Here is a 22,165-nt window from a genome sequence, read left to right as displayed (position 1 = left end):
TTATGAACATCGCAATTCAAGCCACTCTGCTGACCATTGGCCTGCTGACCCTGCCTGATGTGCAGGCCCATTCGCCGGCTGCACACAAAAACCACCACGCCCAATCCACTGCACCCGCTGAACAAAAAGACTGGGGCATTGCAGGCGAACCGAAAAAAGCCACACGCACCATCGAAATCCGCATGACCGACGACATGCGCTTTGCGCCCAAGGCGATTTCAGTCAAGCTGGGCGAGACCGTGCGCTTGGTGGCCCTGAATGCGGGCAAGGTGCTGCACGAGATCGTGATCGGCACGCCGCAAGAGCTCAAGGCCCATGCCGAGATGATGAAAAAACACCCTGGCATGGAACACGATGAGCCCTACATGGCGCATGTGGAATCCGGTCAAAAAGGCACCATCGTCTGGACCTTCAACCGCGCAGGCAGCTTTGAATTTGCCTGCCTGATCCCCGGCCATTTTGAAGCGGGCATGATCGGCCGCATCACTGTCAAGTAAGAGAGCCATGCCATGAAAAATGCCCAATCCCCCACCCTGCATCGACGGCATTGGCTGGCCGCGGCCGCCGTGTTGGCCCTCACCGGTTTTGAGCGCACCGCGCTGGCGCAAGTCACCAACGTTCAGGTCTGGAAAGACCCCAACTGCGGCTGCTGCCACTTGTGGGTGGAACACCTGCAGGCCAGCGGTTTCAAGGTCGAGGTGCGCGACGTGGGCAACACCGCCGCCCGCAAGCGTCTGGGCATGCCCGAGTCACTCGGCTCTTGCCACACCGCTACCGTGGGCGGCTACGTGATCGAGGGTCATGTGCCCGCTGCAGACATCCGCCGCCTGCTCAAGGAGCGGCCTGTGGCTTTGGGCCTGTCGGTGCCCGGTATGCCCATTGGCAGCCCCGGCATGGACGGCCCTGAGTACAAAGGCCGCAAAGACGCCTATGACGTGCTGCTGGTGCAAAAAGACGGCAGCAGCAAAAGCTTTCAGAACTACCCCGGGCTGCGCCGCATGGCCCAGCGTGATGGCCTGCAACGCGTGAGCGGTGACACCGCCGCGCTGCCTTGGGCCACGGCCGAGGTGCGGCGCATCGACAAGGCCGCAGGCAAAGTGGCGCTCAAGCACGGCGAGATCAAGAATCTGGACATGCCGCCCATGAGCATGGTGTTCCAGGTCCGGGAGCCCGCCCAACTCGACGCCCTGCAAGTCGGGCAAAAAGTGCGTTTTCAGGCGGTGCAGGACAAAGGCGCTTACTGGGTGCTGAAGATCGAGGCAGCGGCCCTGTGAGCCTGTTCAGGCGAGAGCGATCGGCACAGTGTTTTAGCGCTCCCGTCCAGCGCAGGCCTTGAACTGACGCCATGAAAAAAGCCCCGCAAGGCTTGCGCCTGCGGGGCTTTGGGGTGATTCACAGCGGCGCTCACCTGCAAGGGAAGAGGCCTCAAAAACCACCGTCGTCGTGCAACAACATCTGAGGGCTGAACACCAGAAAGTCGTCCAAATGGTGGGTCAAGATGTTGAGGGTGATGGGCAGTTGCAGGGTTTGATAGTCGTGGACTGCCACATTGCGAAAGCCCACCATGCGTTTCATTTGCTCCGCTACGGCAGGCGTGAGCCAGTGAGCTTGCGCCAACAAAGTGAAGCAGTCTCTGGCGCTTTGTGTGACGCCCAGTCGTTCGCGTCGGATGATGTGCAGGCCCATGTCCAGGGCAGCTTCGCAGGCGCGTTGAATATTGAGGATGGCCGCGTCCTGACGGCTGAAGTTCTTCGCAAAACCATCGGGGTCTGCTGCGTATTCCTCACGGGCACGCGCCACGCGGCGCTCAATGGTGGCTGCTATGTTGATCAGCACATCATCGGCCATACACAGCACCTCTTAGCATCACGTCTTGGATCAATGGCTGCCTGGCTGCGTCCAAATGCAGTTTTTCAGTCAGCATGGCGGCTTCAAACAAGCCTGCGGCCACATCCCTGGCCCAAAGCCGTTCGCCTTCCATCAGTATTTCGTTTTGCATGACGGTGGAGGCTGCACGCAGGTCAAGCAGATCGACTGGACAAGTGACCAAATCGGCCATTTCCCCGGAGAGTTCAAAAAGCGCAACGGGATCGGCGTAGCCTTCGACCAGCACGGCCAGATCCAGATCGCTGTCTGCGTTGGCATGGCGGCCTTGTTCGCGCACGCGGCTGCCAAAGGCGTACACCGCCATCAGCTTGGGGAGCCGCTTTTGCAGCAGGCCAACAAGTGCTTGAAAATTCATACAAGGATTGTGGAGCATTTGATGAACATCGAAAAAAAGCCCCGCAAGGCGTGAACCTTGCGGGGCTTTGAGGTCATGGACCCCGGGTCAAGCCCGGGGTGACAGACCTTGGTCAGTTGACCAGCTTGGCCATTACATGCCCATGCCGCCCATACCACCCATGCCGCCCATGTCAGGCATGCCGCCGCCAGCGCCGGACTCGTCCTTCGGGGCTTCGGAGATCATGCACTCGGTGGTCAACATCAAAGAGGCCACAGACGCTGCGTTTTGCAAGGCAGTGCGTGTCACTTTGGTGGGGTCCAAGATGCCCATTTCGATCATGTCGCCGTAGGTGTCGTTCGCAGCGTTGAAGCCGTAGTTGCCTTTGCCGGCCAACACAGCGTTCACCACCACCGAAGGCTCGCCGCCTGCGTTGTACACGATCTCGCGCAGAGGCGCTTCGATAGCTTTCAATACCAGCTTGATACCGGCGTCTTGGTCAGCGTTGTCACCTTTGATGGTGCCAGCGGCTTGACGTGCGCGCAGCAAAGCCACGCCACCACCAGCCACGATGCCTTCTTCCACTGCAGCGCGGGTAGCGTGCAGAGCGTCTTCGACGCGGGCTTTCTTTTCTTTCATCTCGACTTCGGTGGCAGCGCCGACCTTGATCACGGCCACACCGCCAGCCAACTTGGCCACGCGCTCTTGCAGCTTTTCGCGGTCGTAGTCAGAAGTAGCTTCTTCGATTTGCATGCGCACTTGTTTGACGCGGGCTTCGATGTCGATCGCAGCGCCAGCGCCGTCGATGATGATGGTGTTTTCCTTGCCCACTTCGATGCGCTTGGCTTGGCCGAGGTCAGCCAAAGTCACTTTTTCGAGGGTCAGGCCAACTTCTTCAGCGATCACTTTGCCGCCGGTCAAGATGGCGATGTCTTCCAACATGGCTTTGCGACGGTCACCAAAGCCAGGGGCTTTCACGGCGACAACCTTCAAAATGCCACGGATGGTGTTCACCACCAGAGTCGCCAAGGCTTCGCCTTCAACTTCTTCAGCCACGATCAACAAAGGACGACCAGCTTTTGCAACGGCTTCCAGGGTAGGCAGCAGATCGCGGATGTTGCTGATCTTCTTGTCGAACAACAACACAAAAGGGTTGTCCAGCAAAGCGGCTTGCTTTTCGGGGTTGTTGATGAAGTAAGGCGACAAGTAGCCGCGGTCAAACTGCATGCCTTCGACGATGTCGAGTTCGTTGTCCAAAGACTTGCCGTCTTCCACGGTGATCACGCCTTCTTTGCCCACTTTGTCCATGGCCTTGGCGATGATCTCGCCGATGCTGTGGTCGCTGTTGGCAGAGATCGAACCGACTTGGGCGATTTCTTTGGTCGTTGTGGTGGCCTTGGTGGCTTTCTTCAACTCTTCGATCAAAGCAGTCACTGCTTTGTCGATGCCGCGCTTCAGATCCATCGGGTTCATGCCGGCGGCCACGTACTTCATGCCTTCGTGCACGATGGCTTGGGCCAACACGGTGGCGGTCGTTGTGCCGTCGCCAGCGTTGTCAGAAGTCTTGGAAGCGACTTCCTTGACCATCTGCGCGCCCATGTTTTGCAGCTTGTCTTTGAGTTCGATTTCCTTGGCCACGGACACACCGTCCTTGGTCACGGTGGGGGCGCCGAACGAGCGCTCCAGAACCACGTTACGACCCTTAGGGCCCAGAGTCACTTTGACCGCGTTGGCCAAAATGTTCACGCCTTCAACCATGCGTGCGCGGGCTTCGCCGCCGAAAATTACGTCTTTTGCTGCCATTTTTCTAACTCCAAAATTGATTTAATCGGTTGAGGACAGAGCGAACGGGCGCTTCGCGCGTCGTTCGGTCTGTCCCGCAAGTTATTCCACCACCGCAAACAGGTCTTCTTCTTTCATGACCAGCAGCTCGTCGCCGTCTACCTTGACGGTCTGGCCGCTGTACTTGCCGAACAACACGCGGTCGCCGACTTTCACGCTCAGGGCTTTGATGTCGCCTTTGTCGTTGGCTTTGCCAGGGCCGACGGCCAAGACTTCACCTTGATCGGGCTTTTCTGCAGCGGAATCGGGGATCACGATGCCCGAAGCTGTTTTGGTTTCGCTTTCGATACGCTTGACGATCACGCGATCGCCCAAAGGACGCAGTTTCATGGAATCTCCTAGATTTGAAACAAGGGTTAAAAAAACAAAAACACCTGAAAAAGGGTGCTGTTGAAATCTGAGGAGGGGTGTTGTTAGCACTCAACTCCTTCGAGTGCTAATGATAAGGGCTTTTGCGAGCATTTCAAGCCCAGGGCAATTTTTGTCGCTTTTCATGACCAATGCTTTGTTCACGCTGAAAACAATGAAATGGACGGTTGGGTCTGGTTTCAGGCGTTGTGCTCAAGTAAGGGCCCTTCGGCTGCTGCGGGGAGGGCGTGAACGGGGTGGACGCATCATCAAAAACAGGCAATGGCGAGCCGCAGCCGCTGGGGTGCAGGCAATGCCGACTGAACGGCCCACACGGCGCACCGGCCGCACCGTCTCCGGTTCAAGGCAAAATCACTTCCTATGCTTGCTTGGTTTCGTTTCTTTTCCCAATGGCCTTTGTGGACCCTGCATCTGCTGGGCAGCTTGGGGGGTTGGCTGGCTTGGTGCTTTTCGGGGCGTTACAGAAGCCGTTTTCTGGACAATGCCCGCCAAGCGGGCCTGGAGTGGGGCACGGTGTGGCGGGCCGTGGGGCAGGCTGGGCGCATGTCTGCCGAGTTGCCGCGCTTGTGGTTGGGCCGCACGCCGCCGCTGGTTTGGTCCGATGACCGCGCCGCAGTAGACGCCTACGCCAGCGGAAAAGGGGTGCTTTTTTTGACCCCGCACATGGGATGTTTTGAAATCACGGCGCAGGCACTGGCGTTGCGCTTTTCTGAGCGGCACGGCCCTTTGACGGTGCTCTACCGTCCTGCGCGCCATGCAGGTTTGGGAGAGGTCATGACCTTGGCCCGTCAAAGACCCGGTCTGGAGGCGGTGCCCACCACCTTGGCGGGGGTGCGCCAGATGATCAAGGCCTTGCGCTCAGGCCGTGCCGTGGGTTTATTGCCCGATCAGGTGCCGCCCGAGGGCATGGGCCAGTGGGCGCCGTTTTTTGGCCAACCGGCTTACACCATGACTTTGGCGGCGCGTTTGGCCTTGCAAACCAGCGCCCGTGTGGTGCTCATCTGGGGCGAGCGCTTGTCTTGGGGGCGTGGTTACCGCTTGCACACTCAGGCGCTGAGCCACGAATTGTCGGTTGACCTGGACACCGCCGTGGTGCAGATCAACCAGGCCATGGAGTCGCTGATCCTGCAGTGCCCATCGCAATACGCCTGGGGTTATGCCCGCTACAAAAAACCCAGGCAGGCCTGAGCAGACCCCATCCACCATGCTGAATTTGTTGATCTTTGTTATGCGCTTGTTGGCGCGCATGCCGTTGCCGTGGTTGCGTGCGGTGGGCCATGGTTTGGGTTGGTCGTTGTGGCACCTGGCCCGCAAGCGCCGCCGCGTTGTGACCGTTAACTTGAAAAAGTGCATGCCCGAGTTGTCCGAATCTGAGCGTGAGGCGCTGGCTTACCGCCACTTTGTGGTGTTTGGCCAATCGGTGCTGGACCGCGCTTGGCTCTGGCATGCGCCTGAGGCGCTGGTGCGGCAACGCCTGCGCTGGGTGGGGGATCTGCAGGCCTTAAAGCAGCCGGGGCCTTTGGTGATGTTTGCCCCGCATTTTGTGGGGCTGGAAGCCGGTGGCATAGCGGTTTCCTTGGATGTCCCCGGGCCTGTCGCGTTCATTTTTGTCGGGCAGTCCAATCCGGCGGTCGAGGCCTTGGTGCGCCAAGGGCGCGAGCGCTCGGGCAATGTGCGGCCGTACTATCGGCACGAGGGCATGCGGCAGATTTTGGTGCGCATCAAAAAAGGCGAACCCTTGCACTTGTCCCCTGATATGGATTTTGGCCGCAGTGAGTCGATTTTTGTGCCCTTCATGGGGGTCGAGCAAGCCGCCACTGTGCCTTCGCTGTCGCGTTTGTCCAAGGTGGTTGGTGCGCGCGTGGTACCGGTGGTTACGCGCATGACGCCGCAGGGGTATGACATTGAAGTCCATGCGCCGCTGTCCGACTTCCCGACCGCCGATCTGGCGCAAGACACCCTTCGCATGAACGGCTCGCTGGCCGACTGGGTGCGCACCATGCCCGAGCAGTATTACTGGGTGCACAAGCGATTTAAAACGCGGCCCGAGGGCGAGCCAGGCTTTTATTGAGACGAAGGCGTGAGGAAACTGGTGATTTCCTGGATCACACGCTCGGGTTTTTCATGCACCACCCAGTGGGTGGCTTTGGCGATGGGCACCAGTTTCAGATCGGGCACATGCTGCGCCAGGCCTTCGCTCAGGCAGGGCAACAAGGCCACGTCGTCTTGTGCCCACAGCACCAACGTGGGCACACCGATGTGCAGGGCTTCGGGCGGGATCTGTACCGCCGATGCGCCCGGTTCTTGCTCAGTGGCGGGGCGCAGGGGTGAGGCTCGGTAATAGTTGAGCCCGCCTTGCAGGCCATGTCGCCAAGTCTGTCGGTAGCGTTCTTTGACTTCAGGGGTGAGCCAACTGGCGGCAGCGCTGGCGTGGTCGCTTGGGGGGTGCGTGAGCGAGGGCAATGAACGGTCGTTTCCGTCCAGAAAACCCAGCAAGCGTTCAAAGTCGTTGGCCGCAAGTTGCACAGCCGCATCGGGCTGAACCAGAAAGTTCATGTAAGCGCTGGCCGCTTGTTGCGCCGAGTGGCTTTGCAGTGCTTTGAGGAAAGGACCGGGGTGGGGCGAGTTGACGATGACCAACTGCCGCAGGCGGTCGGGATGCTGGTTGGCCAAACTCCAGGCCACAGCGCCGCCCCAGTCATGGGCCACCAAAGCGGCCAAAGGGGCAAGGCCCGATTCCAGGCCGATCAAGGCCACGATGTCCTGCACCAGGTGCTTTGCCCGGTAGGCCTTGACATCGTCCGGGGCACTGGAGCGTTCATAGCCGCGCAGGTTTGGCGCCACGCAGCGGTAGCCGCCGTTTTCGACTTTTGAAAAGTGGACCAGCAAAGGGTCCCAAACCCAGGCGGCTTCCGGAAAGCCATGCAGGAACATCAGCACGGGACGGCCCCGTTCGCCGCAGGCTCGGCAGCTCAGGGTGATGCCGTGGGGCAGGTCCTGCTGCCAGGTCTGAATATCGGTAGGGGATGTGAACACGGGGGCGCTCCTTGCGTGGCGGCGATCCTGATCTGTCAAAGGCTGCGGTTCACTCGTCCAGGGCTTCGGGTTCTTCTTCAGGCGGCTGGTCGGACACCAGTGCCGGGGCTGCGCCTTCGGCCGAGTGGGTCCAGTCCCAAAGCAGTTGAGCCACTTCGTCCACGCCTTGTTTTTTCAGGGCTGAAAAAAGTTTGACTTCACCGCCACCAGCCTGCAGTCGCGCAATCGACAAGGCCTTCGCTTGTTCGGCGCGGGTGAGCTTGTCGGCCTTGGTCAAAATGATCAGGAACTTCAGGCCTTCCTCGACCCGCGGACGGATCACTTCCAGCAGAATGTCGTCGAGTTCCGTCAGGCCATGGCGCGGGTCGCACATCATGACGATGCCTTTGAGGTTTTCGCGGCTGACCAAATAGTTGGCCATGACTTGCTGCCAACGCAGCTTGTCCATCTTGGCCACAGCGGCGTAACCGTAACCGGGCAAATCGGCCAGAACGGTGTCGGTGATGCCTTGTTTGCCTAAAGCAAACAGGTTGATGTGCTGGGTGCGTCCCGGTTTTTTGGAGGCAAAGGCGAGCTGCTTTTTTTGCGTCAGGGTATTGATGCAGGTGGACTTGCCCGCGTTGGAGCGGCCCACAAAGGCGATTTCGGGCGTGTCCATCGCGGGCAGGTGGTGCAGTTGTGCGGCGGTGGTCAAAAAACGGGCTGTGTGCATCCAGCCCATGGGCGTGACAGCTGCGGGGTTATTGCGCGCCGCCGAAACCAAGGCCGGACTGGCTTTGGCGGCTTTGGGGGTGCTTGCAGGAACGCGAACATGGGGGCGGGAGCTCATAAATCAGGGATACCTTGGGTCGTCAGGAAACTGACGCAGACCTCATTGTAGAATCCTTGGGTTTTGCGCCAACTCTTGGATCACGCCATGAAGTCGATTTCCTCTCTCTTGATCACTGCTCTGTCAGCCGCTTTGGTGGCTGGTTCTGCCTTGGCTGCCGGCCCTGCGCCGCAAGCCGCCAAACCCGACCTGGCCAAAGGCGAAGCCATTTTCAGCCAAGCTTGTGTGGCTTGCCATGCCGCAGACGGCAACTCCAGCACACCAGCCAACCCCAAGTTGGCCCAGCAACACCCAGAGTATTTGCTCAAGCAACTGCAAGAGTACAAATCGGGCAAACGTGCCAACGCCGTCATGAGCGGCATGGTCGCTGCTCTGAGCCCTGAAGACATGCGCAACATCGCTTTCTGGTTGGCCTCCAAGCAAGCCAAACCCGGTTTTGCCAACGCCAAAGAGACGGTGGCCTGGGGTGAGCGCATTTACCGCGGTGGCATCCCTGACCGCCAAATCGCCGCTTGCGCGAGCTGCCATTCGCCCAACGGGGCGGGCATGCCTTCGCAGTACCCTCGGTTGTCGGGTCAGCACGCTGACTACACCTCTGGCCAATTGGTGATGTTCCGTGAGGGCGTGCGCAAGAACAACCTGCAAATGACGCAGGTCGCCGCCAAAATGAACGACCGCGAAATCAAGGCGGTGTCGGACTACATCGCGGGTCTGCGCTGATTGTTTGGCCGGGTGATGACCCGGGTGCGTGTCCGTTTTGCCCTGTGAAACTCAGGGGGTTTCAAGACCAAGGGCACGGCTCCGGGGCACAATTAAAAATCGGCTGATATGACACACACCAAGGCCGGTTTCCCTGCCTTGAACGTTTCTGGCGGGCCCTGTCCCGCCATTTCTTTGCTTGCTTCTTTTTTGAACGCCCCATGACGACTGTCGTATCCAGCCCTGAATCCGAGCGCAGCTCGCCCCGAGGGCAAGCTGTGATCGAAGTGCTGTCGTCCATGCGGTTTGCCATTTCCTTGTTGACGATCATTTGCATCGCCTCGGTGATCGGCACGGTGCTCAAGCAAAACGAACCCAGCGTCAATTACATCAACCAGTTCGGGCCGTTTTGGGCCGAGTTGTTTGCCACGCTCAAGCTCAACAGTGTTTACAGCGCCTGGTGGTTTTTGTTGATTTTGGCTTTCCTGGTGCTCAGCACCAGCCTGTGCATTGCCCGCAACGCGCCCAAGATCCTGGTGGACCTGAAGAACTACAAGGAAAACATCCGCGAGCAAAGCCTCAAGGCTTTTCATCACAAGGCCGAAGGCCATTTGAACGAGACACCCGGGGCGGCGGCCAAGCGACTGGGGGCCCTGCTGGCCACGGGTGGCTGGAAGGTCAAGCTGCAAGAGCGCGACACCCCAGCGGGCAAGGGCTGGATGTTGGCGGCCAAGGCGGGTTCGGCCAACAAGATCGGTTACATCGCGGCGCATTCGGCCATCGTGTTGGTCTGTGTGGGGGGCTTGCTCGATGGCGACCTGGCGGTGCGCGCCCAGATGTGGTTTGGCGGTAAGGAAATTTACAACGGCGGTGGTCTGATCGCCGATGTGCCCGCGCAGCACCGCCTGTCCGAGCGCAACCCAGCGTTTCGCGCCAATTTGCTGGTGGCTGAAGACACCGCTTCAGGCACTGCCATCCTGAACCAGTCCAACGGCATCTTGCTGCAGGAACTGCCGTTTGTCATTGAGCTGAAAAAGTTCATCGTTGAGTACTACTCGACTGGCATGCCCAAGCTGTTTGCCAGCGACATCGTCATCCACGATAAGGCCACGGGTGAGAAAAAGGAAGCGCGTGTCGAGGTCAACCACCCGGCCAGCTTCAAGGGCATCAATATTTACCAGTCTAGCTTTGACGACGGCGGCTCTCAGGTCACTTTGCAAGCCGTGCCCATGGCGGCAGCCACCAAGTCCTTTGAGGTGGAAGGCACCATCGGCGGCAGCACCGACCTGACCAATGGCAATGAAAAATTGAGTCTGGAGTTCACCGGGCTGCGCGTCATCAATGTCGAGAACATGTCGGGTGGCGAAGGCCCCCAAGGCACGGCAGTGGATGTGCGCAAAGTGGATTTGCGCAGCGCCATCGATGAGCGCTTGGGCGCGGGCAACAAAACCACGCAAACCAAAGACCTGCGCAATGTGGGCCCCAGCGTCAGCTACAAGCTGCGCGATGCGGCGGGGCAGGCGCGTGAGTACAACAACTACATGTTGCCGGTGGATGCAGGGGACGGCGTGCCGGTGTTCTTGCTGGGCATGCGCGAGACGCCCAGCGAGCCTTATCGCTACCTGCGCCCCCCCGCAGACGAAAACAGCGAGTTGACCGGTTTCATCCGATTGCGTGCCGCCCTGGAAACGCCTGAGCTGCGTGCGCGTGCGGTGCAGCGTTATGCCCGCAAGGCGGTCGACCCCCAACGCCCCGAATTGACAAAGCAACTGGCCGATTCGGCTGAGCGTGCTTTGGGCTTGTTTGCAGGCAGAGAAGAGGTCAAGGGCCAAAAAGTGGCGGGCCTCCAGGCCTTGGCAGATTTTCTGGAGGCCAATGTGCCCGAGGCCGAACGCGCCCGCGCTGGAGAGATGTTTGTGCGCATCCTGAACGGTACCTTGCTCGAGTTGGACGCCGTGGCGCGTGAGCAAGCCGCAGTCAAGCCTTTGCCCGCCGATAAAGTGCAGGGCTTCATGTCACAAGCGGTGCTGGCCCTGTCTGACGCGTCGTTTTACCCCGCGCCCATGACGTTTTTGCTCAAGGATTTCAAGCAGGTGCAAGCCAGCGTGTTCCAGGTGGCCAGAGCGCCGGGCCAGTCCATCGTTTACCTGGGCTGTGCCTTTTTGATCATGGGTATTTTTGCAATGCTGTACGTTCGTGACCGTCGCTTGTGGGTCTGGCTGTCGCCTCAGGGCGCGGGTGCTCAAGCAAGCTTGGCCTTGTCGTCCAACCGCAAGACCATGGACGTAGACCGTGAATTTGAACAATTGACCGCCCGTTTGTTGGGCCGCTCCGAGAAAACACCATGACGACTGTGACTTTGAACCCGGGCTATTTTTCGAGCCGCTCCGCCCTGGATTGGGGCTTTGCCCTGTTGGCGCTGTTGGGCACGGTGTTCGCCTTCACCCGCTACCAGCACGCCATGGATGTGTACGAACAAGGTATTTTGATCGGCACCTTGCCCGCGGTGATCTGGCTGGCCTGGTTCTGGCGGCCGCTGCGCACCCTGGTGCTGGTGGTCACGGGCTTGTCCCTTTTGGCCATCTACCTTTACCAAGGCGATTTGGCGCGGTCTGAGCAGGTGTTTTTGCTCAAGTATTTCCTGTCCAGCCAGTCCGCCATTTTGTGGATGAGCCTGCTGTTTTTCATCAGCACTATTTTTTACTGGGCGGGCATGTTCATCCGCGGGCAAGGCGATGCGATGGAATCTTTGGGCTCGCGCATGGCTTGGGTGGCGGTGGGTTTGGCCCTGATCGGCACGCTGGTGCGCTGGTACGAAAGTCACCAGTTAGGCCCCGATATCGGGCACATCCCGGTCAGCAACTTGTATGAAGTTTTCATCATGTTTTGCTGGATGACGGCGGCGTTCTATCTGTACTATGAAGCGCAGTACAAGACCCGTGCTTTGGGTGCGTTTGTCATGCTGGTGGTGAGCGCGGCGGTGGGCTTTTTGCTGTGGTACACGCTGGTGCGCGAGGCGCATGCCATTCAACCCTTGGTGCCTGCTCTCAAGAGCTGGTGGATGAAGATCCATGTGCCCGCCAATTTCATTGGGTATGGCACTTTTGCCCTGGCCGCGATGGTGGCCTTTGCCTACTTGATCAAGCAAACTGCGGGCGAGACACGCTGGTACAAACTCGCCCCCCTGTGGTTGTTGGGCATCGTGTTGTGTTTTGAGCCTGTGGTGTTCCGCCAATCTGCCAACGACCAGACCAGCAGCTACTGGATGGTTTACTTCGGGGTGTCCGCCTTCATCGTGGCCGGCATTTTGTTGGGCCGCCGACGCATTGCCGAGCGTCTGCCGTCTTTTGAAATACTCGACGATGTGATGTACAAATCCATCGCCGTGGGCTTTGCCTTCTTCACCATCGCCACCGTGTTGGGCGCTTTGTGGGCGGCAGAGGCCTGGGGCGGTTACTGGAGCTGGGACCCGAAAGAAACCTGGGCCCTGATTGTCTGGTTGAACTACGCCGCCTGGCTGCACATGCGCCTAATGAAGGGCCTGCGCGGCACCGTAGCCGCTTGGTGGGCTTTGGCGGGTCTGGGCATCACGACTTTTGCCTTCCTCGGGGTCAACATGTTTCTGAGCGGCTTGCACAGCTACGGCACCCTGTGATTTCAGGGGCGATATCCCTGAAGTCAGAAATAGCCTGGGGGCATCCCTTTCACAACTGGTCGTAAAGCGTCAGACCATGGGTCACCGCATTGAGCAGGGCCTCGGTTCTGAAGGGCTTCCATAAAAAGGTAACCGCGTTCGATTGCTGCGCTGCCAGTGTTTCATGGGGCAGGCTCTCGCCGCTCATGAAAATCACGGGAATGCGGTTGCCTGCTTTGACCATTTGGGCTTGGAGTTCCACGCCCGTCATTTTGGGCATGCGCACATCGAGCAACATGACACGCCGCTCGGTCACAGGCTCGGCAGCCAGATAAGCATGGGCGCCATCGTGGATGCGGACTTTGAAGCCACGTGCCTCCAACACCAGCTGCAGCATGCGCCGGATGTCTGGATCGTCATCGACCACTTCGATCAGGGCTGGATTGGACATGGGGTTTTAAAAAACACGATTTAGTTTATTTTAACGACAGCTCAAAGGCCTTGGCGTGTGGCCAAAGCCTAGAACTGGCCGCATGTGACGTCAAACGCCGATGCCTGTCGGTCGACAGTTGGGCATGGCTTACCTCTTGTTGCGGGACTTTTGCCCCCTTTGTGCAAAAGTGATTGGGAGCGTTCACAATGAATCTTAGGCAATTTTCAACCAGGCCAATCACATGATCATCCGCTCTTCTTCATCGGGTTTTTTGCACCCTGTGCCCAGCGACATCACCCCTCAGGCGGCGTACCAATCCCGCCGCGACCTCATGCGACAGCTCGCCGCGGGTTCCGCGGGCGTGGCTTTAGCGGGCTGGGGGCTGCGCGACGCCCAGGCTCAAATGACTCGGCCCGGTCAGCTGCCACCCCTGGCCTCGATGCCCACCAAGATGGCGGGTGCCATGGTCCTGGACAAACTCACGCCCTACAAAGATGCCGCCACTTACAACAACTTTTATGAGTTCGGCACCGACAAGTCCGACCCGGCCAAGCGGGCCCACACACTCGTGACCGATCCCTGGAGCGTGGAGATCGAGGGCTTGGTGAACAAGCCCGCCCGCGTGAACTTGGAAGACCTGCTGAAGTGGGGTGCCATGGAAGAGCGCATTTACCGCTTGCGCTGCGTGGAAGGCTGGTCGATGGTGATCCCCTGGATCGGTTATTCGCTGGCCGATCTGATCCGGCGCGTGGAGCCACTGCCGGGTGCCAAGTTTGTTGAGTTCGTGACCCAGGCTGACCCCAAGACCATGCCAGGTCTGCGCTCGAGTGTGCTCGATTGGCCCTATCTCGAAGGCTTGCGCATGGACGAGGCCATGCACCCACTGACCTTGCTGGCCTTTGGCATGTACGGCGAGGTCATGCCCAAGCAAAACGGTGCACCCCTGCGTCTGGTGGTGCCCTGGAAGTATGGCTTTAAGAGCAGCAAGAGCCTGGTCAAGATCCGCTTCACGGACAAGCAGCCGGTCATATCCTGGGAGAAATCTGCCCCTCAGGAGTATGGTTTTTATTCCAACGTGAACCCGAATGTGGACCACCCGCGTTGGAGCCAGGCTACCGAGCGGCGCATCGGCGAAGATGGTTTGCTGGCCAAGAAGCGCAAGACGCTCATGTTCAATGGCTACGAGACTCAGGTCGGCCAGCTTTATGCCGGCATGGATCTGAAAAAGTTCTTCTGATGCCGCTGCGGGTCAAAGTCTTGAGGGCATGAGGGCGGCGCTGCGTCATCCCGCCGCTTGGTGGGCCCTTTTGGTGCTGGGCTGCATGCCCTGGGCCTGGTTGCTGGCGCAAACCCTGCAGGACCAGCTTGGCCCCAACCCTGCCGAAGCCCTGATCCGCGCCACGGGCGACTGGACGCTGCGCAGCCTGTGCGTGGTGCTGGCCGTGAGCCCGTTGCGCACCTGGTTGGGTTGGCCCGAACTGTTGCGTTTTCGGCGCATGCTCGGTTTGCTGGTGTTTGGTTACGCCAGCCTGCATCTGCTGTGCTACGCCTGGTTTGACATGGGCTTTGACCTGGCCGACACGCTGCAAGACATCCTCAAGCGCCCCTTCATCTGGTTGGGTTTCAGTGCTTTTGTGATTTTGCTGGCATTGGCCGGCACCTCGTTCAACCGCGCCGTGCGCTGGCTGGGCGGCAAGCGCTGGCAACTGCTGCACCGGGGTGTTTATGCGGTGGCCGTATTGGCCGTGTTGCACTTTTGGTGGATGCGCGCGGGCAAGCAGGACTTTGACGAGGTGCTGGTGTATGCGGGCATCTTGGCGGGTTTGCTGGGCTGGCGCTTGCTGCGGTCGGCGCGACGCCACTGAGCGCCCACTCACACGCTTTGCAGCGTCTTCAGGGTGCAGGCGCTTTCTAGACGAGCTGTTCCAACGCAAAGGTGTCAAACGCCGATTCGCGTTGGCGAATCAGGTGGGCCTTTGTGCCGTCCACCAGAATTTCGGCGGCGCGACCCCGGGTGTTGTAGTTGCTGGCCATGCTCATGCAGTAGGCACCCGCTGACAACACGGCGAGCACGTCACCCGCTTGAACCAGCATCTGGCGGTCGCGGCCGATCCAGTCGCCGCTTTCGCACACCGGACCGACCACGTCGTACACCACACCATCGCCTGAGCGGGGTTGCAAGGGCACGATTTGGTGAAAGGCCTGGTACATGGCCGGGCGGGGCAGATCGTTCATAGCGGCGTCAACGATGCAAAAATTCTTTTGCTCGCCGGGCTTGAGGTACAGCACTTCGGTCAGGCACACGCCGGCATTGCCCACGAGCGAGCGACCCGGTTCAATCATGAGCTGGCGCTGGCCGTAGCCACGGGCATCGAGTTTGGCCAGCAGTTGTGCCCACAGCGCATCGGCTTCGGGCGGTGTGTCGCCGTTGTAATTGATGCCCAGACCGCCCCCAAAGTCGATGTGGTGGATGGGGATGCCCGCTGACTCGACCTCGGCCACCAAGTCCAGCACGCGGTCCATGGCGTCCAGATAGGGCGTGCTGTCGGTGATTTGCGAGCCGATGTGGCAGTCGATGCCCACCACCTTCAGGCCCGGCAGGCTGGCCGCATGGCGGTAGGCGCGCAGGGCTTCTTCATGGGCGATGCCGAATTTGTTGCCCTTGAGGCCGGTCGAAATGTAGGGGTGGGTTTTGGGGTCCACATTGGGGTTGACGCGCAGGCTGACCGGGGCTTGTTTGCTCATGCTCACTGCCACCTCGCTCAGCACATCGAGTTCAGCTTCGCTTTCGACGTTGAAGCAGCCAATGCCCACTTGCAAGGCTTGTTTCATCTCATGGCGGGTTTTGCCCACGCCTGAAAAAATCACTTTGGCCGGGTCACCGCCGGCAGCCAACACGCGGGCCAGTTCGCCGCCCGAGACGATGTCAAAGCCGCAACCGGCCTCGGCAAACACCTGCAGGATGGCCAGGCTGGAGTTGGCCTTCATGGCGTAGCAAATATGCGCCTGGCGGCCAGCAAAGCCGCGTTGGTAAGCGGCCAGGGCCGAGAGCATGGCTGCTTTGGAGTACACAAACAAGGGCGTGCCTTGTTCGCGGGCCAGTTGGGACAGCGCCACGCCCTCCACATGCAGCTGGTCGCCTGCATAGGCGATTTGGGGTTGTCCTGGGAGTGCGGTGTTGGCGGTCATGGATTAAGAGGGCTTGGGGTAAACAGGAACAGCAAATGGGCGGGTGTCAACAAGGCTTGGGGCTCGGTCTGTGTGCGATCTCAAGGTGCAGCAACACGAGGCGTTTGGGGGTTGGCGGCGGGGGCAGACGGCGCAGGCGCGCTGTTGGAGGCCTTGGGGGGTGTGCGAAACGGGTCCAGCGTTTGGGGCAGCGTAGCGCGCTCAGCCGAAGCCGGTGAGGTGGGCAGGACCAGCGGGCCCCGTTGACCGCAAGCGCTCAATACGGCCGCACCGCCAACAAGGGCATGCAGCATGACTAGAATCTTCATCACCTTCAACATGCTGCGATTGTAATGACCGACCTTGAATTTCTGGACCAAGCTGAACGCCTGCTGACGGGCGTAGAGATCATCTGTGATCGCCTGAACGACGACACCGATGCCGACGTGGACAACCAACGGGTGGGCGGCATGGTCACTTTGACTTTCCCCAACCGCAGCCAGATCGTGATCAATCTGCAAAAGCCCCTGCACGAAGTGTGGCTGGCGGCGCGCTGCGGCGGGTTTCATTACAAATTTGACGGTGCGCACTGGCAAGACACCAAGGGCCAGGGTGAATTTTGGCAGAGCCTGTCGCGCTATGCCTCGGAGCAATCAGGACAAAGCTTGACGTTCAGTCCATGAGCGCTTGGGCCAGTGACATGGTGCGTCAGGGCTTTAAGGGCTTCAATTTCTGAACAGATCCAGGATCCGCTTGCGTTCTTCTTGCGGTTGCACTGCGTCTGACTGGCCACTGGTGTCGTTGTTGCCGCCCAGAGAAGAAATACCGTTGTTGCCCGAAAACTCTGAATAAAACCATTCGCCCCCGATTTGGACTAAGCCCTCTGCAGGCTTGGGCTCAGTGATGGGCAAGGTCCGCAATGCGGTTTCCATGTACTTGATCCAAACAGGCAAGCTCAGGCCGCCCCCCGTCTCACGGTCTCCGAGTTTGCGGGGGGTGTCGTAACCGATCCAGACCACAGCGGCTAGTTGCGAGTGGTAGCCCGCAAACCAAGCGTCCATGGCATCGTTGGTGGTGCCGGTTTTGCCGTAAATGTCTGGCCGTTTGAGTGTCGCTTGTGCGCGGGCGGCCGTGCCGGAGCGGGTCACTTCCTGCATCAGGTTGGTCATGATGAAAGCGTTGCGCTGGGGAATCGCGCGTTTTGATGTTTCATCGATTTCAGGGGCAGGGCTGTCGACCAACAAGCGGTCCTTGTAGTCGGTGATGCGGTTGATCAAATGAGGGCTGACCCGGTAGCCCCCGTTGGCAAAAACCGAATAGCCCGTGGCCATTTGCATGACCGTGACCGAGCCTGCACCCAAGGCCATGGTCAGGTAGGCCGGGTGTTTGTCCGCATCAAAGCCAAAGCGGGTGACCCACTCTTGTGCCGGGCGGGTGCCTACCGATTGCAGCACCCGAATGGAGACCATGTTCTTGGACTTGGCCAAGCCAGTGCGCAAACTCATGGGGCCATCAAATTTGCCGTCGTAGTTTTTGGGCTCCCAAGGCTGGCCGCCCGTCACGCCGCCATCAAAAAACAAGGGTGCATCGTTGACCATGGTCGCAGGGGACATGCCTTTTTCCAGGGCGGCGGAATAGATGAAGGGTTTGAAACTGGAGCCTGGCTGTCGCCATGCCTGAGTGACATGGTTGAATTTGTTCTTTGCAAAGTCAAAGCCACCGACCAGGGCTCGGATGGCGCCTGTTTGCGGCGTCAAGGCCACAAAAGCGCCCTCGACTTCCGGCAATTGGGTGAGCTCCCACTGGCCCTTGGGCAGTTGAACAATGCGAACCACAGCACCTTTGCGAATGCGTTTGGCCTCTGTGGCTTTGTCTGACAGGCCTGATTGGACTGGCAATAGGCCGTCGCCAGTGATGGTGATTTGTTCGCTGTTTTGTCGGACCACCACGACTTTTTTAGGGGATGCCTCCAGCACGACCGCTGACACCACATCGCCGTTGTCCGGGTGGTCTTCCAGGGTCTCGTCAATCAGGTCTTCGGCCAGTTTGGGGTCATTGGGCAGGTTGATGAATTTTTCAGGCCCTCGGTACACCTGGCGGCGCTCAAAATCCATCAGGCCCTGGCGCAACGCCTGGTAGGCTGCCATTTGGTCCTGTGACTGGATGGTGGTGTAAACGTTCAACCCACGGGTGTAAGTGTCCTGGCCATATTGAGCGAAGACCATTTGCCGGACGGTTTCAGCGACAAATTCGGCGTGCAGGGTTTTCTTGTTGCCCGATGTTTTCAAAGCCAATGGCTCGGCTTTGGCTTGAGTAGCTTGCCGGGCGGTGATGTAGCCGTTTTCTTCCATGCGCTCAATGATGTAAAGCTGGCGTGAGCGGGCGCGTTTGGGGTTGGCAATGGGGTTGTAGGCCGAGGGTGCCTTGGGAAGACCGGCCAGCATGGCCGCTTCGGCAATGGAGATGTTTTTGAGCGATTTGCCGAAGTAAGTTTCTGCTGCCGAGGCAAAACCATAGGCCCGGTTGCCCAAGAAGATCTGGTTCATGTAGATCTCAAGAATCTGATCCTTGGTCAACAGGTGTTCCAGTTTGTAGGTCAGCAAAATTTCGTAGATCTTGCGGGTGTAGGTTTTTTCGGAGGACAAATAGACATTGCGCGCCACCTGCATGGTGATGGTGGAAGCGCCTTGACTTTTCAAACGCCCGATGTTGGCGATACCCGCACGCAAAATGCCCAGGTAGTCCACGCCGCCATGGTCGTAAAAGCGGTTGTCCTCAATGGACAGTACCGCATCTTTCATGATTTGTGGGATCTCCTTGATGGGCGTGAGGTTGCGGCGCTCTTCGCCAAATTCACCCATCAACTGACCATCGGCAGTGAACACGCGCAGGGGCAGTTTGGGCTTGTAGTTGGCCAGGTCCGAGATGTCCGGCAAGTGGGGGTAGGCCGTCACCATGGCCACGCCCACGACCATCAGCAAACAAAACAAGCCTGCTGCAAGCAAGCCCATGGCCCACAAGGCCAACTTGACCAACCAGCCCCATGCGCTGGAAGCGGGCGGATTGGTTTTTGAGGCTCTTTTAGGGGCGTACGGTGCAGTGTCTTGTTGGGGCATAGAGCTTGGGGTGGGTGCGGCCAGCGGGTTACCGGACGCCTTTCATTATAAAAATCCTGCGCGTCCGCACAGCAGCAGTTCTATGAATATGAATGCTTTAAGTATAAAAATGGATTGTTCTTCCAGCAAAATCATGTTACAAAACTTCTCAACACAAGCCATCTTAGGCTTGGACAGGGAGGATCATGCCATCTTGGTCGCGGTTTTGGCAGCAACTGGCCAGTCGTCGGGTGCGGCGGGCTTGGGGCTTGGCCTCGGATGGGCAGGACTGGGCCTTGATGGGCTTGTCATTCCACAAAGTGGTGGGTGTTCGGGTGCAAGCGATGGAAAAAATCACACCCACGGGCTCGGATCACGCTGCTTTTGGATTCAGCGAAGGCTTGAGGCGGGTGGGCGTGCGGGCGCGCCAGCAGGTTTCGGTGGCTTTGGCTGAAGACAAGGTAATCGCGGGGGTCTTGGAGTTGCCAGCAGAATTGTCTCGCGATGACTGGGCCAGCGAGGTGCAACTGGAAGTGGCGCAGGTGCTGGGCTTGGCGCCCGATGAGGTTAATTTTGACTTTGAAGCCGACCCGGTGAGCCAGGGCTTGCTGACCCGCGTGCATTGGGTGGGTTGCGATCAGCTCCACATTCTGGCGCTCAGGGACGAGGTGCGCACGGCCGGTTGGCAGCTCGACAGCGTCGAGCCCGCTTGGTACGCAGCTCATCGAGCGGTTTGCCACCTCAAAGGGGGGGTGGACAGTCTGCTCACGCAATCCCCGCAAGACTGGCAATTCGATTTGACGGTGGATGAGGATCTGGGTCAACGGCAAGGGTTGGGCAGGGCCCCTGTGGAGTGGGATGTGTTGTTAAAACAGGCCCTGCAATCGGCCGCCGGACCGCGCCTGGTGGCCTCGGGTCTGGCGCTCAAAGCCTGGTTGTGATGATGGCCTTCAATCTTTTGCAATACCCGGCTTTGGTGAGCCAGCGCCGAAGTTTTCACCGCCGGTGGACCTCTTTGGCCGGTTTAGTGGTGGGGGGCCTGATGGCCTTGTGGTGGATGGCGGGGGTACACGAACAACGGCTGCACCTTGAGCAAGAACTTGCCTTGCTGCAGTCCCGCATGAAGCAGTTGCAAACCCAGTTGGCGACAGACAAGGCCCGGCATGCAAAGCACACCACATGGCAGCAGCAAGCCGCACATGTTCAAGCGCTGAAGTTGGAGTTACAGGCCTGGGAGGATTTGCATCAGGCCTTGTTGCAGGAAGTAGGCCCAGATTCGGTGCAGTTGTTGCGCTTTCAGTTCGATTCACAAACCCTGGAGTTGCACGGCCAGGCGATCAATTTGCAGCGAATGGCGCAGGCACAAGCGCGCTTGTCTGTGCCACTGGCTGACCCTGCGCGAGATAAAGCCTGGACGCTGGTCAGCCTGCTGAATGCGGCGGGTGCTGACAACGCAGCCCCCTCGGCGACGCAGGAGTTCGTCTGGCAGGCCCATTGGCCGCAGTTGGGGGCGAGTCGCGTTGCCGCGGCCTCTGGCAAAGACCGGCAACAGGCCGAGCCCGTTAGGGAGCGGCCATGATGCGATCCCGAGTATTGTCCTGGCGTGCCTTGGCCCCTGCTTGGCAACTGGGTTGGCCCAGACTTTGGCGCGACCGCTGGCGTTGGCTTGCACGCCGCTGGGCATTTGCACTGGCCGGATTGGGGTTGGGTTTGCTTGGGGTAGGCAGCGGGCAACTCCAGGCCTTGGAGGCTTTGTGGGAAAGTGAGGCTCTGGTGAAAGACCTGCGGGCCCAACTTCTGGCGCAGCAAAAGCAGGCCAGCATTGGGCCAGGAGCCCAATCAGACTTGAACGCGCCAACGGGCCCGCCACAGGTCATGGCGTGGTGGCCAGTCCAAGGCACGCAGTCCGCAGTTTGGCCACCACTGGAGCGTTTGTTCGCGCAACACGGCGTGCGTTTGTTGTCTTTGCGACCTGAGCCCGTCAGCCCCATGAGCGCTTGGCCCAGCCAGGCCGTGGCGTTGCGGTTGCAGGCTCGTTTTGACGATTGGGTGGCCGTTTGGGCCGCCATGAACGCGCGCGGCCCAGTTTGGGGCATTGAGCGTTTGCGCATCACCCCCCAGGGCGGCGAGGTGGCCATCGAAGCCGTGTTGCGCCTGTGGCTTTCTCCGGCGGCAACGAGCACACCCGTTGGGGGCGCAGTGCCAGCGCCTGGTGCGTTGTTTCCCAGTCATGCCCCTGTTGCATTGCGCACCAGGGCAGGTGGCCCTGTTTTTGTGACGACACCCTCGCCGGTGGAGGCCTCTTCGGTGGCGGCCCCGAACTTCAAGGACAAGGACCCGGTGTCCTCGCAAACCGTGGCTCGCGTGCAGTCGCGGACCTCACCGCAAGAGAACTTGGCTTCGGTTCTGCAAACAGCGCTGCTTTTGCCTGACCCTGCCGATTGGCCCTTGGAACAAGTTCGTCTGGCGGGCATTTGGCAGCATGCGCATGACGCGCAGCTCATTTTGATGGCTGGACCGCATTGGGTGCGTGCCCAAGTGGGGCAGCGCATCGGCACTCAAGGCCATGTGGTTCAGAGCATTCATGCCCGGGAGGTGCATTTGCGCGCTGCGCAAGGTCCGGTGCAGGTGATCGGTTTGGAAAAGGCAACGCCATGAGATCCAGTTCACTTCATTTCAGAGCAGGCAAAAGCCTGATTTGGCATGTCGCACCACTAGTGTCCCAACGTTGGGAAGAGGTTTTGTTGAATAGGGTGTTGGCCGATTTCAGGCCCATCCTGCAGTTTGCCCAGCAGGGTTGATATTGGTGTGGTTTCAAACATATTCAGGTCTAGCACTC

Annotated in this window: 23 protein-coding genes; 13 read left to right on the top strand and 10 right to left on the bottom strand. The window is 59.4% G+C overall.

Annotated features, from left to right (window positions below):
- The first annotated feature begins 2 nt into the window (after positions 1-2).
- Both B9Z49_RS18960 and B9Z49_RS22580 read left to right on the top strand, forming a co-directional pair.
- Positions 3-497, top strand: coding sequence for a plastocyanin/azurin family copper-binding protein (locus B9Z49_RS18960; protein WP_108355010.1), 495 nt, complete (start codon positions 3-5; stop codon positions 495-497).
- A gap of 12 nt (positions 498-509) precedes the next feature.
- A complete protein-coding gene (locus B9Z49_RS22580; RefSeq protein ID WP_108355009.1) occupies positions 510-1,274 on the top strand; it encodes a DUF411 domain-containing protein in 765 nt (254 codons plus the stop codon).
- Between the two features lie 151 nt (positions 1,275-1,425).
- Here B9Z49_RS22580 and B9Z49_RS18950 read toward each other — a convergent pair whose 3' ends face one another.
- From B9Z49_RS18950 to groES, 4 genes are all read right to left on the bottom strand, one after another.
- Entirely contained in the window at positions 1,426-1,848 is a 423-nt protein-coding gene (locus B9Z49_RS18950) for a DUF86 domain-containing protein (protein ID WP_108355008.1), read from the bottom strand.
- Entirely contained in the window at positions 1,838-2,242 is a 405-nt protein-coding gene (locus B9Z49_RS18945) for a nucleotidyltransferase domain-containing protein (RefSeq protein ID WP_108355007.1), read from the bottom strand. The genes B9Z49_RS18950 and B9Z49_RS18945 overlap by 11 nt, the downstream gene beginning before the upstream one ends.
- Before the next feature lie 132 nt (positions 2,243-2,374).
- Complete coding sequence (gene groL, locus B9Z49_RS18940; RefSeq protein WP_108355006.1) at positions 2,375-4,024, bottom strand: chaperonin GroEL; 1,650 nt, start codon at positions 4,022-4,024, stop codon at positions 2,375-2,377.
- Positions 4,025-4,105: 81 nt separating this feature from the next.
- Positions 4,106-4,393 carry a co-chaperone GroES gene (groES, locus tag B9Z49_RS18935; RefSeq protein ID WP_108355005.1) on the bottom strand — a complete coding sequence of 96 codons (288 nt, stop codon included), beginning with the start codon at positions 4,391-4,393 and terminating at the stop codon, positions 4,106-4,108.
- 399 nt (positions 4,394-4,792) lie between these two features.
- Between groES and B9Z49_RS18930 the strand changes: the two genes are divergently transcribed.
- Both B9Z49_RS18930 and B9Z49_RS18925 read left to right on the top strand, forming a co-directional pair.
- Positions 4,793-5,620 carry a lysophospholipid acyltransferase family protein gene (locus B9Z49_RS18930; RefSeq protein WP_108355004.1) on the top strand — a complete coding sequence of 276 codons (828 nt, stop codon included), beginning with the start codon at positions 4,793-4,795 and terminating at the stop codon, positions 5,618-5,620.
- Between the two features lie 16 nt (positions 5,621-5,636).
- The gene (locus tag B9Z49_RS18925; protein WP_108355003.1) at positions 5,637-6,503 is read left to right on the top strand and encodes a lysophospholipid acyltransferase family protein; all 867 of its coding nucleotides are present in this window, start codon (positions 5,637-5,639) and stop codon (positions 6,501-6,503) included.
- Here the strand turns inward: B9Z49_RS18925 and B9Z49_RS18920 are convergent.
- Positions 6,497-7,468, bottom strand: a complete 972-nt coding sequence (locus tag B9Z49_RS18920; RefSeq protein WP_369913784.1) for an alpha/beta hydrolase — start codon at positions 7,466-7,468, stop codon at positions 6,497-6,499. The two genes, B9Z49_RS18925 and B9Z49_RS18920, sit on opposite strands and share 7 nt — an antisense overlap.
- 49 nt (positions 7,469-7,517) lie before the next feature.
- Positions 7,518-8,297 carry a ribosome biogenesis GTP-binding protein YihA/YsxC gene (yihA, locus tag B9Z49_RS18915; RefSeq protein ID WP_108355002.1) on the bottom strand — a complete coding sequence of 260 codons (780 nt, stop codon included), beginning with the start codon at positions 8,295-8,297 and terminating at the stop codon, positions 7,518-7,520.
- Positions 8,298-8,384: 87 nt separating this feature from the next.
- Here yihA and B9Z49_RS18910 point away from each other — a divergent pair, with 87 nt between their 5' ends.
- The 3 genes from B9Z49_RS18910 (at position 8,385) to ccsB (ending at position 12,651) form a co-directional block, all read left to right on the top strand.
- Complete coding sequence (locus B9Z49_RS18910; RefSeq protein ID WP_108355001.1) at positions 8,385-9,017, top strand: cytochrome c; 633 nt, start codon at positions 8,385-8,387, stop codon at positions 9,015-9,017.
- A gap of 200 nt (positions 9,018-9,217) precedes the next feature.
- Positions 9,218-11,344 (top strand): cytochrome c biogenesis protein ResB, encoded by a 2,127-nt coding sequence (locus tag B9Z49_RS18905; RefSeq protein WP_108355000.1) that lies wholly within the window; start codon positions 9,218-9,220, stop codon positions 11,342-11,344.
- Positions 11,341-12,651 (top strand): c-type cytochrome biogenesis protein CcsB, encoded by a 1,311-nt coding sequence (gene ccsB / locus B9Z49_RS18900; RefSeq protein WP_108354999.1) that lies wholly within the window; start codon positions 11,341-11,343, stop codon positions 12,649-12,651. The genes B9Z49_RS18905 and ccsB overlap by 4 nt, the downstream gene beginning before the upstream one ends.
- A 49-nt stretch (positions 12,652-12,700) precedes the next feature.
- Here ccsB and B9Z49_RS18895 read toward each other — a convergent pair whose 3' ends face one another.
- Positions 12,701-13,081 (bottom strand): response regulator transcription factor, encoded by a 381-nt coding sequence (locus B9Z49_RS18895; protein WP_108354998.1) that lies wholly within the window; start codon positions 13,079-13,081, stop codon positions 12,701-12,703.
- A gap of 223 nt (positions 13,082-13,304) precedes the next feature.
- Between B9Z49_RS18895 and msrP the strand changes: the two genes are divergently transcribed.
- Both msrP and B9Z49_RS18885 read left to right on the top strand, forming a co-directional pair.
- Positions 13,305-14,300, top strand: a complete 996-nt coding sequence (msrP, locus tag B9Z49_RS18890; protein ID WP_108354997.1) for a protein-methionine-sulfoxide reductase catalytic subunit MsrP — start codon at positions 13,305-13,307, stop codon at positions 14,298-14,300.
- A gap of 28 nt (positions 14,301-14,328) precedes the next feature.
- Positions 14,329-14,928 carry a sulfite oxidase heme-binding subunit YedZ gene (locus tag B9Z49_RS18885; protein ID WP_108354996.1) on the top strand — a complete coding sequence of 200 codons (600 nt, stop codon included), beginning with the start codon at positions 14,329-14,331 and terminating at the stop codon, positions 14,926-14,928.
- A 46-nt stretch (positions 14,929-14,974) separates the two neighbouring features.
- On the opposite strand, the gene lysA is transcribed toward B9Z49_RS18885, so the two are convergent.
- Positions 14,975-16,252: a diaminopimelate decarboxylase gene (gene lysA / locus B9Z49_RS18880; protein WP_108354995.1), complete on the bottom strand. Its 1,278-nt coding sequence runs from the start codon at positions 16,250-16,252 to the stop codon at positions 14,975-14,977.
- Between the two features lie 80 nt (positions 16,253-16,332).
- Positions 16,333-16,545, bottom strand: a complete 213-nt coding sequence (locus tag B9Z49_RS18875) for a lipoprotein (RefSeq protein ID WP_369913783.1) — start codon at positions 16,543-16,545, stop codon at positions 16,333-16,335.
- 39 nt (positions 16,546-16,584) lie between these two features.
- Here B9Z49_RS18875 and cyaY point away from each other — a divergent pair, with 39 nt between their 5' ends.
- On the top strand, positions 16,585-16,914 hold the full coding sequence (gene cyaY, locus B9Z49_RS18870) for an iron donor protein CyaY (RefSeq protein WP_108354993.1): 330 nt from the start codon (positions 16,585-16,587) through the stop codon (positions 16,912-16,914).
- A gap of 42 nt (positions 16,915-16,956) precedes the next feature.
- Here the strand turns inward: cyaY and B9Z49_RS18865 are convergent, their stop codons facing one another.
- On the bottom strand, positions 16,957-19,347 hold the full coding sequence (locus B9Z49_RS18865; RefSeq protein WP_108354992.1) for a penicillin-binding protein 1A: 2,391 nt from the start codon (positions 19,345-19,347) through the stop codon (positions 16,957-16,959).
- 185 nt (positions 19,348-19,532) lie between these two features.
- On the opposite strand from B9Z49_RS18865, the gene B9Z49_RS18860 reads away from it, so the two are divergent.
- From B9Z49_RS18860 to B9Z49_RS18850, 3 genes are read left to right on the top strand one after another with little or no spacing between them, the layout of a single operon-like run.
- The gene (locus tag B9Z49_RS18860) at positions 19,533-20,267 is read left to right on the top strand and encodes a hypothetical protein (protein ID WP_108354991.1); all 735 of its coding nucleotides are present in this window, start codon (positions 19,533-19,535) and stop codon (positions 20,265-20,267) included.
- Positions 20,268-20,269: 2 nt separating this feature from the next.
- Entirely contained in the window at positions 20,270-20,905 is a 636-nt protein-coding gene (locus tag B9Z49_RS18855) for a PilN domain-containing protein (protein WP_146188564.1), read from the top strand.
- Positions 20,902-21,984, top strand: a complete 1,083-nt coding sequence (locus B9Z49_RS18850) for a hypothetical protein (RefSeq protein ID WP_146188563.1) — start codon at positions 20,902-20,904, stop codon at positions 21,982-21,984. Before B9Z49_RS18855 ends, B9Z49_RS18850 begins: the two co-directional genes overlap by 4 nt.
- Positions 21,985-22,165 lie beyond the last annotated feature (181 nt).

The organism is Limnohabitans sp. 2KL-51, assembly GCF_003063645.1.
Classification (GTDB): domain Bacteria; phylum Pseudomonadota; class Gammaproteobacteria; order Burkholderiales; family Burkholderiaceae_C; genus Limnohabitans_A.
The sequence above is the reverse complement of the archived record's forward strand: the minus strand, read 5'-3'. Positions and strand labels throughout refer to the sequence as shown.

Excerpts from the sequence above, each read along its gene's own strand:
- B9Z49_RS18960 (WP_108355010.1), top strand. The coding sequence starts at position 3 with ATGAACATCGCAATTCAAGCCACTCTGCTGACCATTGGCCTGCTGACC.
- B9Z49_RS22580 (WP_108355009.1), top strand. The coding sequence starts at position 510 with ATGAAAAATGCCCAATCCCCCACCCTGCATCGACGGCATTGGCTGGCC.
- B9Z49_RS18950 (WP_108355008.1), bottom strand. The coding sequence starts at position 1,848 with ATGGCCGATGATGTGCTGATCAACATAGCAGCCACCATTGAGCGCCGC.
- B9Z49_RS18945 (WP_108355007.1), bottom strand. The coding sequence starts at position 2,242 with ATGAATTTTCAAGCACTTGTTGGCCTGCTGCAAAAGCGGCTCCCCAAG.
- groL (WP_108355006.1), bottom strand. The coding sequence starts at position 4,024 with ATGGCAGCAAAAGACGTAATTTTCGGCGGCGAAGCCCGCGCACGCATG.
- groES (WP_108355005.1), bottom strand. The coding sequence starts at position 4,393 with ATGAAACTGCGTCCTTTGGGCGATCGCGTGATCGTCAAGCGTATCGAA.
- B9Z49_RS18930 (WP_108355004.1), top strand. The coding sequence starts at position 4,793 with ATGCTTGCTTGGTTTCGTTTCTTTTCCCAATGGCCTTTGTGGACCCTG.
- B9Z49_RS18925 (WP_108355003.1), top strand. The coding sequence starts at position 5,637 with ATGCTGAATTTGTTGATCTTTGTTATGCGCTTGTTGGCGCGCATGCCG.
- yihA (WP_108355002.1), bottom strand. The coding sequence starts at position 8,297 with ATGAGCTCCCGCCCCCATGTTCGCGTTCCTGCAAGCACCCCCAAAGCC.
- B9Z49_RS18910 (WP_108355001.1), top strand. The coding sequence starts at position 8,385 with ATGAAGTCGATTTCCTCTCTCTTGATCACTGCTCTGTCAGCCGCTTTG.
- B9Z49_RS18905 (WP_108355000.1), top strand. The coding sequence starts at position 9,218 with ATGACGACTGTCGTATCCAGCCCTGAATCCGAGCGCAGCTCGCCCCGA.
- ccsB (WP_108354999.1), top strand. The coding sequence starts at position 11,341 with ATGACGACTGTGACTTTGAACCCGGGCTATTTTTCGAGCCGCTCCGCC.
- B9Z49_RS18895 (WP_108354998.1), bottom strand. The coding sequence starts at position 13,081 with ATGTCCAATCCAGCCCTGATCGAAGTGGTCGATGACGATCCAGACATC.
- msrP (WP_108354997.1), top strand. The coding sequence starts at position 13,305 with ATGATCATCCGCTCTTCTTCATCGGGTTTTTTGCACCCTGTGCCCAGC.
- B9Z49_RS18885 (WP_108354996.1), top strand. The coding sequence starts at position 14,329 with ATGAGGGCGGCGCTGCGTCATCCCGCCGCTTGGTGGGCCCTTTTGGTG.
- lysA (WP_108354995.1), bottom strand. The coding sequence starts at position 16,252 with ATGACCGCCAACACCGCACTCCCAGGACAACCCCAAATCGCCTATGCA.
- B9Z49_RS18875 (WP_369913783.1), bottom strand. The coding sequence starts at position 16,545 with ATGCTGCATGCCCTTGTTGGCGGTGCGGCCGTATTGAGCGCTTGCGGT.
- cyaY (WP_108354993.1), top strand. The coding sequence starts at position 16,585 with ATGACCGACCTTGAATTTCTGGACCAAGCTGAACGCCTGCTGACGGGC.
- B9Z49_RS18865 (WP_108354992.1), bottom strand. The coding sequence starts at position 19,347 with ATGCCCCAACAAGACACTGCACCGTACGCCCCTAAAAGAGCCTCAAAA.
- B9Z49_RS18860 (WP_108354991.1), top strand. The coding sequence starts at position 19,533 with ATGCCATCTTGGTCGCGGTTTTGGCAGCAACTGGCCAGTCGTCGGGTG.
- B9Z49_RS18855 (WP_146188564.1), top strand. The coding sequence starts at position 20,270 with ATGGCCTTCAATCTTTTGCAATACCCGGCTTTGGTGAGCCAGCGCCGA.
- B9Z49_RS18850 (WP_146188563.1), top strand. The coding sequence starts at position 20,902 with ATGATGCGATCCCGAGTATTGTCCTGGCGTGCCTTGGCCCCTGCTTGG.